20 protein-coding genes are annotated in these 18132 nt (G+C 63.7%); all 20 read left to right on the top strand.

All coding sequences use genetic code 11. From position 1 onward, the window contains the following. Positions 1 to 5 precede the first annotated feature (5 nt). The 20 genes from EV679_RS17220 to EV679_RS17125 all read left to right on the top strand — a co-directional run bounded on the left by EV679_RS17220 (position 6) and on the right by EV679_RS17125 (position 18090). The gene (locus EV679_RS17220) at positions 6 to 1445 is read left to right on the top strand and encodes an efflux transporter outer membrane subunit (RefSeq protein WP_242611519.1); all 1440 of its coding nucleotides are present in this window, start codon (positions 6 to 8) and stop codon (positions 1443 to 1445) included. 26 nt (positions 1446 to 1471) lie between these two features. After that, the gene (locus EV679_RS17215; RefSeq protein ID WP_130487873.1) at positions 1472 to 2416 is read left to right on the top strand and encodes a LysR family transcriptional regulator; all 945 of its coding nucleotides are present in this window, start codon (positions 1472 to 1474) and stop codon (positions 2414 to 2416) included. Then, positions 2413 to 2679 (top strand): EexN family lipoprotein, encoded by a 267-nt coding sequence (locus EV679_RS17210; RefSeq protein ID WP_129485102.1) that lies wholly within the window; start codon positions 2413 to 2415, stop codon positions 2677 to 2679. The genes EV679_RS17215 and EV679_RS17210 overlap by 4 nt, the downstream gene beginning before the upstream one ends. Before the next feature lie 235 nt (positions 2680 to 2914). After that, the gene (locus EV679_RS17205) at positions 2915 to 4921 is read left to right on the top strand and encodes a conjugal transfer protein TraG (protein ID WP_130487872.1); all 2007 of its coding nucleotides are present in this window, start codon (positions 2915 to 2917) and stop codon (positions 4919 to 4921) included. Further along, positions 4918 to 5406, top strand: a complete 489-nt coding sequence (locus tag EV679_RS17200) for a ribbon-helix-helix protein, CopG family (RefSeq protein ID WP_130487871.1) — start codon at positions 4918 to 4920, stop codon at positions 5404 to 5406. The genes EV679_RS17205 and EV679_RS17200 overlap by 4 nt, the downstream gene beginning before the upstream one ends. Then, a complete protein-coding gene (gene trbB / locus EV679_RS17195; protein WP_130487870.1) occupies positions 5403 to 6476 on the top strand; it encodes a P-type conjugative transfer ATPase TrbB in 1074 nt (357 codons plus the stop codon). Before EV679_RS17200 ends, trbB begins: the two co-directional genes overlap by 4 nt. Further along, positions 6473 to 6850, top strand: coding sequence for a TrbC/VirB2 family type IV secretion system protein (locus EV679_RS17190; RefSeq protein WP_130487869.1), 378 nt, complete (start codon positions 6473 to 6475; stop codon positions 6848 to 6850). The genes trbB and EV679_RS17190 overlap by 4 nt, the downstream gene beginning before the upstream one ends. Then, on the top strand, positions 6847 to 7116 hold the full coding sequence (locus tag EV679_RS17185; protein WP_003462917.1) for a VirB3 family type IV secretion system protein: 270 nt from the start codon (positions 6847 to 6849) through the stop codon (positions 7114 to 7116). Before EV679_RS17190 ends, EV679_RS17185 begins: the two co-directional genes overlap by 4 nt. Before the next feature lie 12 nt (positions 7117 to 7128). Continuing rightward, positions 7129 to 9579, top strand: coding sequence for a conjugal transfer protein TrbE (trbE, locus tag EV679_RS17180; RefSeq protein ID WP_130487868.1), 2451 nt, complete (start codon positions 7129 to 7131; stop codon positions 9577 to 9579). Then, the gene (gene trbJ / locus EV679_RS17175; protein WP_130487867.1) at positions 9576 to 10319 is read left to right on the top strand and encodes a P-type conjugative transfer protein TrbJ; all 744 of its coding nucleotides are present in this window, start codon (positions 9576 to 9578) and stop codon (positions 10317 to 10319) included. Before trbE ends, trbJ begins: the two co-directional genes overlap by 4 nt. Before the next feature lie 12 nt (positions 10320 to 10331). Further along, positions 10332 to 10646 (top strand): hypothetical protein, encoded by a 315-nt coding sequence (locus EV679_RS17170; RefSeq protein WP_130487866.1) that lies wholly within the window; start codon positions 10332 to 10334, stop codon positions 10644 to 10646. Beyond that, positions 10643 to 12037 carry a P-type conjugative transfer protein TrbL gene (trbL, locus tag EV679_RS17165; RefSeq protein ID WP_130487865.1) on the top strand — a complete coding sequence of 465 codons (1395 nt, stop codon included), beginning with the start codon at positions 10643 to 10645 and terminating at the stop codon, positions 12035 to 12037. The genes EV679_RS17170 and trbL overlap by 4 nt, the downstream gene beginning before the upstream one ends. 17 nt (positions 12038 to 12054) lie before the next feature. Beyond that, the gene (trbF, locus tag EV679_RS17160; RefSeq protein WP_130487864.1) at positions 12055 to 12759 is read left to right on the top strand and encodes a conjugal transfer protein TrbF; all 705 of its coding nucleotides are present in this window, start codon (positions 12055 to 12057) and stop codon (positions 12757 to 12759) included. Then, a complete protein-coding gene (gene trbG / locus EV679_RS17155; RefSeq protein WP_130487863.1) occupies positions 12756 to 13760 on the top strand; it encodes a P-type conjugative transfer protein TrbG in 1005 nt (334 codons plus the stop codon). Before trbF ends, trbG begins: the two co-directional genes overlap by 4 nt. Positions 13761 to 13762: 2 nt before the next feature. Next, complete coding sequence (locus EV679_RS17150; RefSeq protein WP_130487862.1) at positions 13763 to 15040, top strand: TraB/TrbI/VirB10 family type IV secretion system protein; 1278 nt, start codon at positions 13763 to 13765, stop codon at positions 15038 to 15040. Continuing rightward, a complete protein-coding gene (locus EV679_RS17145) occupies positions 15037 to 15282 on the top strand; it encodes a DUF2274 domain-containing protein (protein WP_130487861.1) in 246 nt (81 codons plus the stop codon). Before EV679_RS17150 ends, EV679_RS17145 begins: the two co-directional genes overlap by 4 nt. Positions 15283 to 15375: 93 nt before the next feature. Further along, positions 15376 to 15747 (top strand): hypothetical protein, encoded by a 372-nt coding sequence (locus EV679_RS17140; protein ID WP_130487860.1) that lies wholly within the window; start codon positions 15376 to 15378, stop codon positions 15745 to 15747. Positions 15748 to 15826: 79 nt separating this feature from the next. Beyond that, positions 15827 to 16573: an IclR family transcriptional regulator gene (locus tag EV679_RS17135; protein WP_130487859.1), complete on the top strand. Its 747-nt coding sequence runs from the start codon at positions 15827 to 15829 to the stop codon at positions 16571 to 16573. A gap of 108 nt (positions 16574 to 16681) precedes the next feature. Next, a complete protein-coding gene (locus EV679_RS17130; RefSeq protein WP_130487858.1) occupies positions 16682 to 17425 on the top strand; it encodes a transporter substrate-binding domain-containing protein in 744 nt (247 codons plus the stop codon). Beyond that, a complete protein-coding gene (locus tag EV679_RS17125; RefSeq protein ID WP_127774641.1) occupies positions 17422 to 18090 on the top strand; it encodes an amino acid ABC transporter permease in 669 nt (222 codons plus the stop codon). Before EV679_RS17130 ends, EV679_RS17125 begins: the two co-directional genes overlap by 4 nt. The last annotated feature ends 42 nt before the right edge of the window (positions 18091 to 18132 follow it).

The following is an 18132-nucleotide window of genomic DNA, read 5'->3' as shown; positions in this document are numbered from 1 at the left end:
TACTCATGATGCTCTCGCTCTTTGTTGGACTATCGGGCTGCACGACGGTCGGCCCTGACTATCAACGACCCACGGTGCAGGTTCCTGCAAACTGGGTTGAAGACGCAGCAACCATGAGCAACACAGATCAAGATGGTCTTCGTACCTGGTGGCAATCATTCCAAGACCCAATGCTCGATAGCCTGGTCGATCAGACATTGATGCGAAACCAGGATCTCGACATTGCTCTGGCTCGGTTGCGACAGGCACGTGCTGAGCGGGTACAAATCGCCTCTTCTTCTGGGCCTACGGTTTCAGCCGGTGGTACGGGAGAAGCCCTGCGCAGCAGCAAGGCGCTGACTTCGCAATCGGGTGGTGAGTCACGCGCCTGGCATCTAGGATTTGACGCCAGTTGGGAACTGGATCTATTTGGTGGAACTCGCCGGGCAATTGAGGCCGCTGATGCGGGTATAGAGGCGCTTGCTGAAGATCATCGTGCGCTACAAGTGAGCCTAGTTGCGGAGCTGGTGTCCAATTACGCAGGGCTTCGAGCTACGCAGGTACGCTTGGATATCTCACGCGACAATATCCGCACACTCATTGACGCCGAACGATTGGCCGAACAGGCGTATCGGATGGGCTTGGGTACCTTGGCAGATGTCACGCAGGCGCGTGCCGAGCGTGAAACAGCCGAAGCGAAACCACCGTTGATGGAAGCGGACATTGCTCGCTTCAGCCATGCCATTGGTGTTTTGGCAGGTGGTTTCCCTGGAGACTGGCACGATGCCTTGGGTAGGGCTGCACCTATGTTGCCAATGCGTGCCGATCTGCCACTTTCCATGCCGTCTGAAGTGATCCGTCAACGCCCGGATCTGCGGGCTGATGAGCGACGCCTTGCCGCAGCTAGTGCCCAGATAGGTGTCGCCGAGGCGGAGCGTTTTCCCAAGTTTCGAATCCCATTGGGCATAGGTACTACGGCCAGCGTCATTCACAGTCTCTTTTCCGGTGCCAGCTTGGCCTGGTCGGCCGGAATACAGAGCAACCAATCACTCTATGACGGAGGACGTGCGCGAGCAGGAGTAGAAGCAGCGCAAGCTAACGCCGATGCCGCAAGACTGGTCTACGAACGAGATGTGCGGCTCGCACTGCGTGATGTGGAGGATGCTTTGACGGCATGGACGAGTGAGCGCCAGCGCCAGACATCCTTGAACAAGGCGGTTATCACGAGCCAACAAGCCTTGGAGCATTCGACCAGGCTCTACAAGCGAGGATTAAGTGCTTATCTACCGGTTCTAGTGGCGCAGCGTGCGCTCAACCAGTCGCGAGACGAACTTGCTCTTAGCCAGCTGGAAGAACTCCGAGGTCTTATTGCCCTCTACAAGTCCCTTGGTGCTGGCTGGCGGGACGCGCCCTTGGGTCAAGACATTGACCGATCTGATGGTTTCGAGGCGGCAAGGGCGCAATGATTGCATTGCCGTAAAGGAGCGTCTTCGTGGAGTTACGACATTTGCGCTGCTTCCTGGCCGTCGCCGAAGAACTCCACTTCGCCCGTGCAGCGGAGAGGCTGCACATCGAACAATCGCCACTGTCACGCACGATTAAGGAACTGGAGGAAGACCTGGGCGAGAAGTTGTTCATCCGTACCAGCCGCAGCACGCGACTGACACGGGCGGGCAAGCTCTTTCTGGGACATGTGCCACGCATCTTCACTGCCTTGCAGCAGGCCCGCGACAGCGTGCAGGCGGCAGCCAATGGCTTTCACGGCCAACTGCGCATTGCGCTGTCCGACTGCATCACTCCATCGCGCCTGCCAGCGTTGCTCGCAATGTGCAGGCAGGAGGAACCTGAGGTCGATATCCGCCTTTTCGAAGTGCCTCTATCGCAGCAGATTAAAGGGCTGCATGACGACCTGTACGACGTGGGTTTCGCGCAGTCTGACGAGGTGGGTGATGGTATTGCAGTCCGCACAGTGTGGAGTGATCCGCTGATGGTGGCGTTACCAGCGCGCCACCCGTTGCTCAAGCACAAGCGCATCCCCCTGGAAGAAATGATGCGTTACCCCCTCGTGCTGTGCGATCCGCTCGCGTGCGAAGGGCATGCGCGCCAGGTCGAGCGCGTGCTGCGCCGCTCGGACATGGAGCCGCTGATTGCCGAGCGCGTGGCCTCATGCGATTTGATGATGGCACTAGTGTCGGCGGGCTTTGCGCTGGGGCTGACTGGCTCAGCACACTTAGCGGCTAGCCGCGAGTTGGGCGTAGTCGCACGGCCTTTGGAGGGTCGTTCCCCTGTGCTGACGACCTACCTGCTACATCGAGAAGGTGAATCTTCGGAAGTGTTGTCTCGATTCATCGAAAGGGTGCACGCCATCGACTTGCCAGAAGGAGCGAGGCCAGCACAACCACCTGAATCCAATCCTCCTGAGGACACCGAGCCATGAAGCGATCTATCCCTTTGTTACTGGTTGCTGCACTCGCGGCCTGCGGCCCGTCCGAGCCACCGAAGGAGCAAGCCAATGTGCCTACCGTCGAAGAACTGGCTGCCGCCCCTGAACGATTGAAGGAGCTACGCCGCCAATGCAAGACCGAGCGTCCGACGATGGGCGATGTGCTGTGCAACCGCGTGGCCGAAGCAACGAACAAGCGCTTCTTCGGAGACGGCAAGGTGCCTTACACGCCATCGGAGACGCCGCCGAAGTTCTGACCGTTGGCGGCTTGCCGCATATCTCCGTTTTCTTTCTCGACACGCCGCAGCGCGCCCGCGCCTGCGGCGTTTTTACGGGTTTCGTCCCCGCATGAAACCATGCTTTTTGCATCACCTTGCTGCCGATAACGGTCTTTGACCGGCACTGAACCGGCACCGATCCTGACGCCTGCGGCACGCCTTTGTGCCGCGTTTTCCACGGGGAATTGGCGCAGGAGAAATCGGAGGTCAGGGTATGCAGGCTCAAGGTGTGTTGTTCGGGCAGATCGCCGCCGTCTTCGGCATCGTGATCGCCGGTGTGTGGGGTGCCACGCAATGGACAGCCGCCGCCTTGGGCTACCAGCTACGCCTGGGCTCGCCCTGGTTCGACTTGTACGGCACACCGGTCTATTACCCTTGGAAGCTGTTCGAGTGGTGGTTCTTCTTCGACGCTTACGCGCCGCAGATTTTCGATACAGGCGGCATGATCGCAGTGGGCAGCAGCCTGCTGGCCGTGGTGGTCGCCATCGCCATGTCGGTGTGGCGCTCGCGCCAGGCGCGGAAGGTGACGACCTATGGGTCTGCCCGCTGGGCCGATGCCGCCGACATTCGCAAGGCAGGGCTGACACAGCCAGCGGGCGTCTTTCTCGGCCAGCATGATGACCAGTATCTGCGGCATGAAGGGCCGGAACACGTCCTGACCTTTGCGCCGACGCGCTCAGGCAAGGGTGTGGGCCTGGTGGTGCCGACATTGTTGAGTTGGCCCGCGTCCGCCGTCATCCACGACATCAAGGGCGAGAACTGGCAGATCACAGCCGGCTGGCGCTCGCGCTTCTCGCACTGCCTGCTGTTCAACCCGACCGATGCGCAGTCGGCGGCTTACAACCCGCTGCTCGAAGTGCGGCGCGGCGCGCATGAGGTGCGCGACGTGCAGAACATCGCCGACATCCTGGTCGATCCCGAAGGTGCGCTGGAGAAACGCAACCACTGGGAGAAGACGAGTCACGCGCTGCTGGTCGGCGCCATCCTGCATGTGCTGTACGCGGGCGAGGACAAGACGCTGCGCGGCGTTGCCAACTTCCTCAGCGACCCGGCTTGTCCCTTCGAGCTGACGCTGCATCGGATGATGACGACCAGGCACCTAGGCGACGCACCGCACCCGGTTGTCGCGTCCGCCGCGCGTGAAGTGCTCAACAAGTCGGACAACGAGCGATCGGGCGTGCTCTCCACCGCCATGTCGTTCCTCGGCCTGTACCGTGATCCGACCGTGGCCGAAGTCACTTCGCGCTGCGATTGGCGCATCGCTGACCTGATTGCGGCAGAACATCCCGTCTCGCTGTACCTAGTGGTGCCGCCCTCGGACATTTCGCGCACGAAGCCGCTCATTCGCCTGATCCTCAACCAGATCGGACGGCGTCTCACCGAATCGCTTGACGGCAGCGACGGCATCCAGCGCCGCCACAAACTTCTGTTGATGCTGGACGAGTTTCCGGCGCTGGGCCGCCTGGACTTCTTCGAGACGGCGCTGGCCTTCATGGCGGGCTACGGCATCCGCAGTTTCCTCATCGCGCAGTCGCTTAACCAGATCGACAAGGCGTATGGGCAGAACCATTCGATTCTGGACAACTGCCATGTGCGCGTGACCTTCGCCACCAACGACGAACGCACGGCCAAACGCATTTCCGAAACCTTGGGCACGGCCACTGAGTTGCGCGCGCAGCGCAACTACGCAGGCCACCGGCTCGCACCGTGGCTAGGGCATTTGATGGTGTCGCGCCAAGAAACTGCCCGGCCGCTGCTGACGCCGGGCGAAGTGATGCAGCTCCCGACCAATGACGCGGTGGTGATGGTGTCCAGCCTGCCGCCGATCAAGGCCAAGAAGCTGCGCTATTTCGCCGACGCCAATTTCAAGCAACGGGTAATTCCGCCGCCTGCGGTGACGGCAGGCCGCTATGCCGATGTGCCGCCTGCACGGCCTGACGACTGGAGCGGTTTGGCAATACCTGCGGTTCCTGCGGCACTGGCCACGGCATCCGCCGATGGCCTGGAGGCCTTGGGTTCGACCGACGACGGTGGCCCACGCCGCCAGCCAGAACTGTCCGAAGCCATCGCCTACGACCCCGAGCCGGATTACACACCCAGCGACTTGGCGTTGCTTGATGACGACGACTTGCCGCTGCCGCTTCCCGGCCAGCTCGACCCGGCCATGCAGCGCACGGCACGGCTGGCATCCCTCGACCCCAATGACGGAATCGACTTATGAGCCAATACCGATTGAACCTGTTCATCCAGCACGAGCACGCCAAACGCCTGGACGAGCTGGCCGCCAAGAAAGGCGTGTCCAAGTCCAGCATCGTCGCCGCTGCCTTGGCATCCTGGCTGTCGCCTGATGCCGGCGACCAGCGCGAGGCCGCCATCGCCAAACGACTGGATCGTCTGTCGCGGCAGGCCGAGCGCCTGGAGCGCGACCAGAACATCCAGATCGAAACGCTGGCGCTGTTCATCCGCTACTACCTGACTGTCAGCACGCCGGTGCCGGAGGCACATCAGGATGCAGCCCGCGCCCAGGGCAAGGCGCGTTTCGAGCAGTTCGTCGAACAGTTGGGCCGCCACCTCCTGCGTGGCCGCAGCCTGGTGCGCGACGTGGTGGAAGAACTGCATCCTCAGGATCGTGAGTTTGGTATGCGCATGGATGACGCGGCGGCGATGGCAGCCGCCCATGAACGTGCTGCGGAGCGTGCGTCATGAGTGCCGTTCCTCAAATTCCGCCCGAACCGCGCTCATCCGCTGCGGCATCTCAGGTTCGCCGCATCCAGATGCTGCGCACGGCGATGGGGCCGGTGATCGCTGCTGCGCTGGAAGACCCGGACGTGGTGGAAGTGATGCTCAACCCCGACCGGACATTGTGGGTGGATCGCCTGTCATCAGGCCGCGCACCGCTGGGCGTGGAACTGCCGGAGGCCGATGGCGAACGCATCATCCGCCTGGTCGCCGCGCACGTCGGCGCGGAAGTGCATCGCGGTCAGCCGCTCTTGACCGCCGAACTGCCAGAGACCGGCGAGCGTTTCGAGGGCATCTTGCCGCCCGCCGCACCTGGCCCGGCCTTTGCGCTGCGCAAGCGTGCCGTGAGCATCATCGGTCTGGATCGCTATGTGGCCGACGGCATCCTGACCGCTGGGCAGGCCGAGTTCCTGCGTCATGCCGTGCGCGAGCGACAGAACATTCTGATCGCTGGGGGCACCAGCACCGGCAAGACCACGCTGGCCAATGCCTTGCTGGCCGAGATCGCCGCCACCGGCGACCGCGTGCTGGTGCTCGAAGACACCATCGAGCTGCAATGCGCCGCGCGTGACCATGTGCCGCTGCGCACCCGTACGGGCGTGGTGTCGATGCAGGAGCTTGTGCGCGCCACGATGCGGCTGCGCCCGGATCGCGTGATCGTCGGCGAAGTGCGCGGCGGCGAAGCGCTGGATCTGGTGAAGGTCTGGGGCACCGGTCACCCCGGTGGCATCGCCACCATCCATGCCGGCTCCGCGTTGGGCGCGCTGCTGCGCCTGGAGCAACTGATCCTCGAAGTGGCGGTGAATCCGCCCCGCGCCCTGATCGCCGAGGCGGTCAATGTCGTGATCCACATCGCAGGCCGTGGCCGCAAGCGCCACGTCGAAACCATTGCCCGTGTCGTCGGCTTCGACGGTGCGGGCTACCGCCTGGCGGATGCGATGGAAGCACCGTTTCCCGAGCTACCGCCGGTTCTTCTTGCAGCCGCTGCCGCTGCGCCTTCCACGTCCCCCAACCAACCCTCTGGAGAACTGCCATGACGCACGTTGATGCTTTCCGCTTTTCCGTAAATCCGCTTCAGCCTTGGGCACGGCAGCACAGTCTGGCCCGCCCCGCAGGGCAAGGGCTGCTGCTGGCCGCGCTGATGCTCTTGCTGGCAGGCACGGCGCAGGCCGCAGGTTCCTCGATGCCGTGGGAAGGCCCGCTGCAATCCATCCTCGAATCCATCCAGGGGCCGGTGGCGCGCATCGTCGCGGTCATCATCATCATTTCTACCGGGCTGGCGCTGGCCTTTGGCGACACCAGTGGCGGTTTCCGCAAGTTGATCCAGATCGTCTTCGGCCTGTCCATCGCCTTCGCGGCTTCGAGCTTCTTCCTCTCGTTCTTCAGTTTCTCCGGCGGGGCCGTCGTATGAGCACGGCCACTGATCTTCCGGGCTTTGAAGTGCCGCTGCATCGCTCGCTGACCGAGCCGATCCTGCTGGGCGGTGCGCCGCGCACCGTGGCGATTGCCAACGGCACGCTGGCTGCCGCCGTCGGGCTGGGCCTGCAACTGTGGATTCCCGGCGTGGTGCTCTGGATCGCCGGCCATTCGCTGGCGGTCTGGGGTGCGCGCGTCGATCCGCAGTTCATGCAGGTCTTCGCCCGGCACATCAAGCACAAGCCGCTGCTGGACGCATAGGGAGAAGCCGACATGCTGAACCTTGCCGAATACCGCCAGCGGCCCGCGCTGCTGGCCGACTGGTTGCCCTGGGCCGGGCTGATCGCGCCGGGCGTGGTGCTGAACAAGGATGGTTCGTTCCAGCGCACGGCACGCTTTCGTGGGCCGGATCTGGACAGCGCCACGCAAGGCGAGCTGATTGCCACGTCGGCGCGGCTGAACAACGCACTGCGCCGCCTGGGATCGGGCTGGGCCTTGTTCATCGAAGCCGAGCGCTGCGCAGCGGCGGGCTATCCACGTTCCGATTTCCCCGAGCCGTTGTCCTGGCTGGTGGAGGAAGAACGCCGTGCAGCCTTCGAGGAATCCGGCCACCACTACGAGAGCACCTATCAACTGACGCTGGCCTACCTGCCACCAGAAGAATCCCGCGCCCGTGCCGCCAAGATGCTCTATGAGAATGCGCCGGGCGATGGCGTGGACTGGCAGGGTCGGCTGGAAGCCTTCGTGGCGGAAACGGATCGCGTGTTCGACCTGCTCGACGGTGTGATGCCGGAGATTGCCTGGCTGGACGATAGCCAGACGCTGACCTACCTGCATGCCACGGTGTCCACGCGACGTTATCGCGTCGGCGTGCCCGACGTGCCGTTTCACATCGACGCACTGTTGGCCGACTCCGCCCTGGTCGGCGGCCTAGCACCCGTGCTGGGCGATCAGCACCTGCGCGTGGTGTCGGTGCGAGGCTTTCCGACTTCGACGTGGCCCGGGATTCTGGACGACCTCAACCGCCTGGGCTTTGGCTACCGCTGGAGCACGCGCTTTCTGTGCCTGGACAAAGCCGAGGCGGAAAAAGAGCTGGGCCGCCTGCGCCGCCAGTGGTTCGCCAAGCGCAAGAACGTCGTCGCGCTGCTGCGCGAAACGATCTTTCAGCAAGAAAGCCCGCTGGTCGATACAGATGCCAACAACAAGGCCACCGATGCCGATGCGGCCTTGCAAGAACTGGGCAGCGATCAAGTCGCCTTCGGCTACCTGACGGCCACCGTCACTGTCATGGATGCGGACGCCGCCGTGGCGGACGAAAAGCTGCGCATGGTGGAGCGCGTCATCCAGGGCCGGGGCTTCGTGACCATCCCCGAGACCCTCAATGCCGTCGATGCCTGGCTGTCGACCATCCCTGGAAATGCCTATGCCAACGTGCGCCAGCCCATCGTCTCGACGCTGAACCTGGCTCACATGATGCCGCTGTCCGCCGTGTGGGCTGGCCCGGAGAGGAACGCGCATCTGGATGGCCCGCCGCTGATCGTCACCCGCACCGATGGCGCGACGCCGTTCCGGCTGGTGACGCATATCGGCGACGTGGGCCACACGCTGGTCGCGGGGCCGACCGGCATGGGCAAGTCGGTCTTGCTCGCCACACTGGCGATGCAGTTTCGCCGTTATCCCGGCTCGCGCATCTTCGCCTTCGATATGGGCCGCTCCATGCGTGCCACGATCCTCGGCCTCGGCGGCGAGCACTACGACCTGGGCACGGATGGAGAAATTGCCTTCCAGCCGCTCGCACGCATCGACCGTGAGGGCTACCGCACCTGGGCCGCCGAATGGGTGGAAGGCCGCCTGTTGCATGAAGGTGTCGCCATCGGCCCGGATGAGAAGGCCGCGATCTGGTCAGCACTCGGCAGCCTTGCCGGTGCGCCAGTGGAGCAGCGCACGCTGACAGGCCTGTCGGTGCTGCTGCAATCGAACGCACTGCGCCAGGCGCTCGCGCCCTATGTGCTGGGCGGTGCCCACGGCAAGCTGCTGGACGCCGATGCTGACCGGCTGGGTTCCGGCAGCGTGCAGTGCTTCGAGATGGAAGAGCTGATGCACAGCAAGGCTGCCGTCATGGCCGTGCTGGGCTATCTGTTCGCGCGCTTCGACGATCGCTTCGACGGTGCTCCGACGCTGCTGATCCTCGACGAGGCCTGGCTGTTCCTCGATGACCCGGTGTTCGCCGCGCGCATCCGTCAGTGGCTCAAGACGCTGCGCAAGAAGAACGTGTCGGTCATCTTCGCCACGCAGTCGCTGGCGGACATCAAGGATTCGAGCATCGCCCCGGCGGTGATCGAAAGCTGCGCCAGCCGGATTTTTCTCCCTAATCCGCAGGCGACCGAGCCGCAGATCCGCACGATCTACGAAGGCTTCGGGCTGAACGCGCGGCAGATCGAGATCGTGGCGACCGCGCAGCCCAAGCGTGACTACTACTACCAATCGCGCCTGGGCAATCGCCTGTTCGACCTCGACCTGGGGCCAGCCACGCTGGCCTTTGCCGGGGCTTCCACTCCGCAAGACCAACGCGACATGGATCGCGTGCTGCTGGAAGCCGGCACACCGGGATTTGCCGGCGCGTGGCTGCGCCATCGCGGCCTCGATTGGGCCGCTGACCTGCTGCCGTCCTCACCGGCGGCGGCTTCCTTCCTTACTTCTCAACCACCGGAGGTTTCACCATGAAAACCCAACCCCGTTTGCTGTCCGTCTCGCTCGCCGCCGTGCTGTCGGTATCGCTGTTGGCCTCACAGCCTGCATCCGCGCTGACGGTGTTTGACCCGTCCAACTTCGTGCAAAACACGCTGACCGCCGTGCGCACGCTGGAGCAGATCAACAACCAGATCAACCAGCTTCAGAACGAAGCGCAGATGCTGATGAACCAGGCGCGCAACCTGGCCAAGCTGGACTTCAACATCGTCAATCGCCTGCGCTCGACGCTGGCGACCACCGAACGCCTGATCGCCGAGGCACGCGGCCTGGCCTACGACGTGCAGAGCATGGATGCCACGTTCGCCCGACTGTACCCGAAGCAGTACGCCGCGACCGTCAGCGGCGACCAGATGCTGCGCGACGCGCAGGAGCGCTGGAAAAACACGCTGAACGGCCTGCACACCGCGATGCGGATGCAGGCGCAGGTGTCGCAGAACCTGGCCCAAGACGAAAGCGCACTGTCCGACCTGGTCAGCCAGAGTCAGTCCGCCACCGGCGCGCTGCAAGCCATGCAGGCGACCAACCAGCTTCTGGCCCTGCAGGCCAAGCAATCCATCCAGGCGCAGCAGCTCCAGATCACGCAGGAACGCGCCGCCGCGCTGGAACTGGCACGCCAGGCGGCGGCTGTCGAACGTGGCCGGGAAGTGACGCGCCGCTTTCTGGGGGATGGCACGCCTTACACGCCGCAGCGCGTGGATTTCTACGGCAACTGACGGGAGACGACCATGCGATGCGTTTCCTTGCTGTTGCCTGTGCTGCTGGTCGCTTGCAGCCAGCAGCCGACCGAAGACCTGGCCGTTGCCTTGGCCGCCGATCCCGTGAGGCTCAAGGCTTTGCGTGCGCAGTGTGCGGCCGACAGGACGACGGCAGGCGAAGACGCCTGCCTGGCAGCGGCTGAGGCCTTCCGGCGGCGCTTCTTCGCCGGTGAAACCGGGTCTGACGAGTTCCGCACGCTGGCCGATCTGCCACCGATCCCGCCGAGCTTCGACACCACCATCAGTGACCAGGACGCCATGCCCTTCGAGGGGGACGTGCCATGAATGACGTGACAGTGATCGACCGATTTCTCGCTACCTTCTCGCGCTACATCGACTCGGGCTTTGGGCTGCTGCAGGGCGAAGTCGCGTTCCTCACCGCCACGCTGATCGTCATCGACATGACCATCGCTGGGCTGTACTGGGCGATGAGCCACGCCACCGGCCAGGGCGATGATGTGATCGCCAAACTGCTGCGCAAGGTGCTCTACGTCGGCGCCTTCGCCTACATCATCAACAACTTCAACTGGCTGGCCGGCATCGTGTTCCGCTCGTTCGCGGGCCTGGGCCTGACGGCCAGCGGCTCGACGATGAGCATGGGCGAATTTCTGCAACCGGGACGCCTGGCCAAGACCGGCATTGACGCGGCAGCGCCGATCCTTGAGCAGATCAGTGACATGGCGGGCTTTCCCGAGGTGTTCGTGAATATGACGCCCATCGTGGTCATGTTTCTGGCCTGGGCCGTGGTGATCCTGTGCTTCTTCGTGCTGGCAATCCAGCTCTTCATCACCCTGATCGAGTTCAAGCTGACCACGCTGGCCGGGTTCGTGTTGGTGCCGTTCGCGCTGTGGAACAAGACCAGCTTCCTCGCCGAAAAGGTGCTGGGCAACGTGGTGTCCTCGGGCATCAAGGTGTTGGTGCTGGCCGTCATTGTTGGCATCGGCTCGGGCCTGTTTGCCGAGTTCCAGGTGCATCCGGCCGAGCCGTCCATCGACCATGCGGTGGTCATCATGCTGGCCTCGCTCACGCTGCTGGCGTTGGGGATCTTCGGGCCGGGCATTGCCACCGGGCTGGTATCCGGCGCACCGCAGTTGGGTGCTGGGGCGATGGCCGGTGCTGCGATTGGTGCCGCAGGCGCGGCGGTTGCTGTAGGTGCTGCGGCCACCGGCGTGGGCGGTGCGGTGATGGCCGGGGCGCGCATGGCACCGGCTGCCGCCAAGCTCGCTGGGGCTGGCGCGCGGGCCGCGACTTCGGCGGCTGGCAGCGCGAAGTCGGCTTTCCAGGCCGGTTCTGCCGCTGCGGGCGGCGGGGCCAAGGGTGCAGTGGTAGGGCTGGGCAGTGTCGCCAAGGGCGGCGCACAGGCGGCAGGCCAACGCGCCGGTGCAGGTATCAAAGCGGCGGCAGCCAAGGCGGCCGCGCCATTCAAAGCAGGCTGGCAAGGCTCCAGCACCGATGGTGGTTCCGGCGGTGGCGCTGCCAGCTCCGGGCAGGCCACCACAGGCGATGCCGCTGGCGACACGGCCAATGCGCAAAAGCAGGAACAACCCGGCTGGGCCAAGCGCCTGCAACGCCGCCAACGACTCACCCAGGCCACCACCACGGCCGCGCACACGCTGCGCGGTGGCGACGGCGGCGGTTCGGGCCAAGGCCCGAGCCTGCGGGATTCCGATAGCTGACTTTCAAGGAGAACTCTATGCGATTCAAACGACCGCAGGTGCGCTATGCCGATACGCCGCAGCCTGCCACTCCGTATCAAGCCGCTGCCCAGGTGTGGGACGAGCGCATCGGCTCGGCCCGCGTGCAGGCCAAGAACTGGCGGCTGATGGCCTTCGGCTGCCTGGTGCTCGCGCTGCTGATGGCCGGTGGCCTGGTGTGGCGCTCGGCCCAGTCCATCGTCACGCCTTATGTCATCGAGGTCGATCAGTCCGGCCAGGTGCGTACCGTGGGCGAAGCGGCCACGCCGTACCGGCCCACCGATGCCCAGACCGCGCACCACATCGCGCGCTTCGTGACGCTGGTGCGCTCGCTGTCCATCGACCCCATCGTCGTGCGCCAGAACTGGCTCGATGCCTACGACTACACCACAGATCGGGGCGCGGCCGTGCTCAACGACTACGCCCGCACCAACGACCCGTTCGCCCGCATCGGCAAGGAGTCGGTGACGGTGCAGATCACCAGTGTGGTTCGCGCCAGCGATGCGTCGTTCAACGTGCGCTGGACAGAACGCCGCTACGTCAATGGCGCGGCGGCCGGGCTGGAGCGATGGACGGCGGTGGTGTCCATCGTGCAGCAGACCCCGCGCACCGAAGAACGCCTGCGCCGCAACCCGCTGGGCATCTACGTCAATGGCTTGTCGTGGAGCCGTGAACTGGATTCTTCTGAAGGAGCCAAACCATGAATGCAAATTTCCGTAAAACCGCATTGCCGGTGATCCTGCTGGCATCGACTGTCCTGTTTGCGGGCTGCGCCACGCAGGGCAAACCGCCGCCGGTCATTTCGCTCGATGAGCCGGTGCAGGCGCAGCCATTGCCCGAGCCGCCCAAACCCATCGAAGTCGTGGCGGTGCCCGAACCCTTGGCGCTGCCAGCACAGTTGAAGCCGCTGCCGGGCATTGATTCGGCCCCGATCACGCCGGAGCCTGCCGACGAGAAGGTGCGCGTTTCTCGCGCCAATGCCGAAGCGCGCATCGCGCCGACCCGCGAGGGCTACGTCAATGCGATCCAGGTCTGGCCCTTCACCGATGGCGCGCTGTACCAGGTCTATGCGTCCGTGGGCCGCGTGACGGTGATCGCGCTCCAGCCCGGCGAGGAACTGGTGACGGTCGCTGCGGGCGACACGGTGCGCTGGATCGTGGGCGACACCTCCAGCGGCAGCGGGGCCGATCTGCGCGTCAATGTACTGGTGAAACCCATCCGTTCGGGCCTCAGAACCAATCTGGTCATCACCACCAGCCGCCGCACATACCTGCTGGAACTGACCTCGACCGAGCGTGCATGGATGGCGTCGGTGTCCTGGGACTACCCGAAAGACCGGATGCTGGCCTTGCAACGCCAGGCGCAGGCGGCCAGCGCTGCCGCGCCGGTCGATGCGGGGCTGTCGCTGGAGAACATCCGCTTTCGCTATGCAATCAGCGGCAGCAATCCACCCTGGAAGCCGCTGCGCGCCTTCGACGATGGCGAGAAGGTCTATATCCAGTTCCCGGCAGGCATCGCCCAGGGCGAGCTGCCGCCGCTGTTCGTCATCGGCACACAGGGCGACGGGCAACTGGTGAACTATCGCTTCCGCTCGCCGTACTACATCGTGGATCGCCTGTTCGGTGCGGCAGAACTGCGCCTGGGGGCCGACAAGGGCGATGTGGTGCGCATCGAGCGCACGGATGGCATCGCCGGGAGGAACTGAGCATGAGCCAGGACGACATTCCCGACCTTGCCACGCCGCAGGCGGACAAGGTGGCACCCGAGGTGGTGGCGCTGCGCGCCCAACCGCGCCCGGTCACGCGCCTGAACCGGCACACGCTGGCCATCCTCGCCGGCGGCTTGTCGGTCGGCGTCATGGGCGCACTGATCTGGTCGCTGCAACCGCAGCAACGCGGCGCGGGTGAATCCGCCGAACTGTACAACGTGGATCGCGTGTCCAAGTCGGAAGGGCTGGATGCGCTGCCAACGGATTACTCCAAGCTGCCAGCGCTGCCGCCCGATGTGCCGGAGCTGGGGCCTCCGCTGCCCGGCGACCTGGGGCCAGCCATCGTCAATTCGCAGCAGCCGGTCGCCGCTACCTATGCCGCGCCAGGCTACGACCCCAACGATGCGCTGCGCAAGGAAGAAGAAGCGGCGGCAGCGTCATCGGTATTCTTCCGCACTGGTTCCCCGCAGGCAGCGCCCGTGGCGCAGTCGCAGGTCGCTGCCGCACCAGGCTTCGCTGCCAATGCCGCTTTTGATCCACTGGCTGCTGGCCCGGCCTCGACGGCGGCCCAGCCTGCTGACCCGACTGCCGTGCAGAACCGACAAGACCAGAAAGAGGCGTTCCGGACGGGTGGCTCTACGCAAACCCGCAATTCCGGCAACCTGCAAATGCCCACCTTGCCGTATCAGGTGATGGCTGGAACCGTCATTGCCGGGGCACTGGTCACAGGCATCAAGTCCGACCTGCCGGGCGACGTGATCGCCACGGTGACGGAACCGATCTACGACACGGCCACCGGCAAGTTCCTGCTGATCCCGCAGGGTTCGCGTATCCTGGGCAAGTACAACAGCCAGGTCAGCTACGGCCAGAGCCGCGTGCAGGTGGTGTGGAACCGTATCATCCTGCCGGATACGTCTTCGCTCACGCTCGACAACCTCGTGGGCACCGATCCGGCAGGCTATGCCGGTCTGGAAGACGACGTGGACTGGCATTGGGATCGGATCTTTGCAGGTGCCGTGCTGACCACGCTGCTGGGCGTCGGTGCCGAACTGGCCGCACCCGAGAACCGCCAGGACGGTGATCGCGTCATCATCGCCGGGCGCGACAGCCTGCAGGACACCGTGAACCAGGTCGGCCAGGAAGTGACCCGGCGCAACCTCAACATCCAACCCACGCTGACCAGCCGCCCCGGCTTGCCGGTGCGCATCCTCGTGAACCGCGATCTGGTGCTGCGGCCCTATCAGCCGCTGTTCTTCAACAAGGGGACTTCCCGATGAGCACGACCAGAAAACTGCGGCTGGGGCCGCTGCCCAAGACCGAGAGCGTGAAGCTGACCTTTGCCTGCCCGGCCAGCTTGAAATCAGACCTCGACCGCTACGCTGCGCTGCACGCGCAGGCGTATGGCGAGGCGGTCGATGCCACGACGCTGATCCCGCACATGCTGGAAGCGTTCATGGCGGGGGATCGGGGATTCAGAAGAGGAAACGCCAGCAAGGCCTTGCCGCCGAAGCCAAGCTGAAGATGCACTGGAACCAGACTGACCATCCTTCGAACGTGCAGCCCAACGCTGCGCGTTCTTCGTTCTGGATGGGCTGCGAGGGAGTGGGCTAAGATGACTGAACAAGCCAGCCAGCCCTTGGCAATTTCCATCGCTGCAACGCGACCCGGCTTGCTTTCTCCAGGCTCTTATGTGGCTCCCAGCTCACAACGCTGCATCCTCTGCAAGCAGCATGAAACAGAGCTAACCTATTGCCCCGTATATGGTTTTAAGCCTCGTGCGCTTTTCACGAAAGGCTTGACAATGGCCATTTTTTATTTCTCTGATTCCTTGTTTCAGCCCTTCGCGCAGCGCCGAGCCACCAATCGCGGGGACGACGCTGCATGCCCCCGTTTGCCTGGCACGGAAAAACTGTCTGCCCAAGGCCTGCAAAGTGAAGAACCCAACAAGCAGTTGCAAGAAAACATTCGGGGTTTTCCCTTTTGATTCTCAAAATATGGGAATAATTTCGAAGAAAAAAGCCACAAATTGATAATCTTTGTGCCATCAACCAGCTTGGAACTCGATGGTGACAACAGATCAATCCGTCGGGGCGGGCGCTGATCGTGTGCTGTATGTCCTGGCCACGCTAGCACGGCACGACGCCCCCCTCAGTATTGCCGCCCTGGCCGAACAGACCGGTCTGGCTCAAAGTACGCTTTACCGGCAAATCGCCCTGCTCAAGCGCTGGGGATTTGTCGCGGAACATGAAGGCGAATACGGGCCTGGACCGCTGAGCGTGCAGCTCGCCTGGGGGTTCGACCAATCTTCCTACCTGATCCAAGAAGCGCAGCTCGATATGGAAGCCCTGGCTGCGGCATCAGGCGAGACCGTCGGGCTGCTGGTCACGGTGAAGGACCAGGCCGTGTGCCTGGATATGGTCGAAAGCCAGCACCCGCTGCGCTGCTCCTTCACGAAAGGACGCGGCCTGCCGCTGACGCGCGGCGCATCTGCCAAATCCCTGCTGGCCTTTATGTCGACAACGCGCCAGCAGGCGGCACTGGCCTATCTGGCCCGCGAACCGGGTGTCGACACCACACGCCTGGCCAGTGAACTGAACGCCATCCGTGCGCAAGGATATGCGGTCACCGATAGCGAGGTCGATTCCGGCGTCTGGGGTGTGGGCGTACCCATTTTCCAGCGGCCGACACAGGCCGTCGCGTCGATCACGTTGATGGCGCCGTCCACACGTGCCTCCAAACGCCCCCAGGCCCTGATCGAGATGACCTTAGCCGCTGCCAGGCGCATTTCCGCCCGCCTGCAACAACGCTGACACCCTTGCCCGCACGCATCCTTTCCCCTGGCCCTAAAAATTTTCCCTGTCTTTTTTATTGCCCCGATACGCATTCCTTCCTCCGCACCCACTCTCTTAGGATTGACCATGACGACACGTCGCACATTGCTAACCGCCGCCCTGACCCTGAGTCTGGCCTGGAGCGCAGGCTCAGCACACGCGCAGGAAACCCTGCGCGCAGTCACTGATGCCACCTTCCCTCCGATGGAATTCGTCAAGGATGGCCAGCGCACCGGTTTCGATATCGAACTGGTTGAAGCACTGGCCAATGCCATGGGCAAGAAAGTGGAGTGGATAGACATAGACTTCAAGGGCCTGATCCCGGCCCTGCAGGCTGGCCGCGCCGATATCGCCATTTCCGCCATTTACATCACGCCTGAGCGCGCCAAGGTCGTGGACTTCACCGACCCCTACTATGCCGGCGGCCTTGCCGTGCTGACGAAAAAGGACGGCCCGGTGCATGCCTTGCAGGACCTGGATGGCCGCAGGGTTTCGGTGCAGGTTGGTACCAAGTCGGTCAATTACCTTAAGGAACACTACCCGGCCATCCGTCGCGTGGAGGTCGAGAAAAATCAGGAAATGTTCAACCTGGTGCAGATCGGCCGTGTCGACGCTGCCGTGACGGGCAAGCCGGCCGCCAAGCTGTTTGCCCAGAGCTCTCCCGACATGAAGGTGCTGGACGAACAGATCACCACCGAGGAATACGGCATTGCCGTGAGCAAAGGCAAGCCGGAACTCACCCAGGCGCTGAACGCCGCGCTGCAGCAACTCAAGGCTGACGGCAGCTACCAGGCCATCGTCAACAAGTGGTTCGAGGCACCCGCACAATGAACCTGGACTTTTCTCCCGTTTTCGCTGATTTCAACGAGTTGCTCAGCGGCGCCCTGGTCACTGTCGAGGTGACTGCCTGCGCCCTGTTGCTGGCCTGCGCCATCGGCCTGCTGATCGGCGTGGGCCGGCTCAACCCGAAACGCTACGTCATCTACAACCTGTGCAGCCTGTACCTGCTGCTGTTCCGTGGCACGCCCTTGCTGGTGCAGTTGTTCATCTGGTTCTTCGGCTTGCCGCACTTTGGCATCACGCTGCCGGCATTCGCCTGCGGCGTCCTGGGCCTGGCCATGTATTCGGGCGCCTATGTCTCGGAAATCGTGCGCGGCGCGATCCAGTCGGTCGACCGCGGACAGACCGAGGCGGCTCGTTCGCTCGGCATGTCCTCGGGCATGTCGATGCGAGCCATCGTACTGCCCCAGGCCGTGGTGCGCATGATTCCGCCCCTGGGCAACGAGTTCATCGCCCTGATCAAGAACTCGGCGCTGGTGTCGCTGCTGACCATCCACGACCTGATGCACGAAGGACAGAAGATCATCAGCGTGACTTATCGCTCGCTGGAAACGTACCTGGTGGTGGCGCTGATTTATCTGGTCCTGACCACTGTCACGATGTTGATTTTGCGGGCGGTCGAACAACGCCTGCGTGCCGGAGGAATGGTGCAATGAACGCAAGCCTTAACGTTGCCACAAATGCTGCCACGAGTGCCG

The sequence above is a fragment of the Kerstersia gyiorum genome, assembly GCF_004216755.1.
Classification (GTDB): Bacteria; Pseudomonadota; Gammaproteobacteria; order Burkholderiales; family Burkholderiaceae_B; genus Kerstersia; species Kerstersia gyiorum.
Note: the sequence above shows the minus strand (reverse complement) of the source record. Positions and strands in the feature narration are given on the sequence as shown.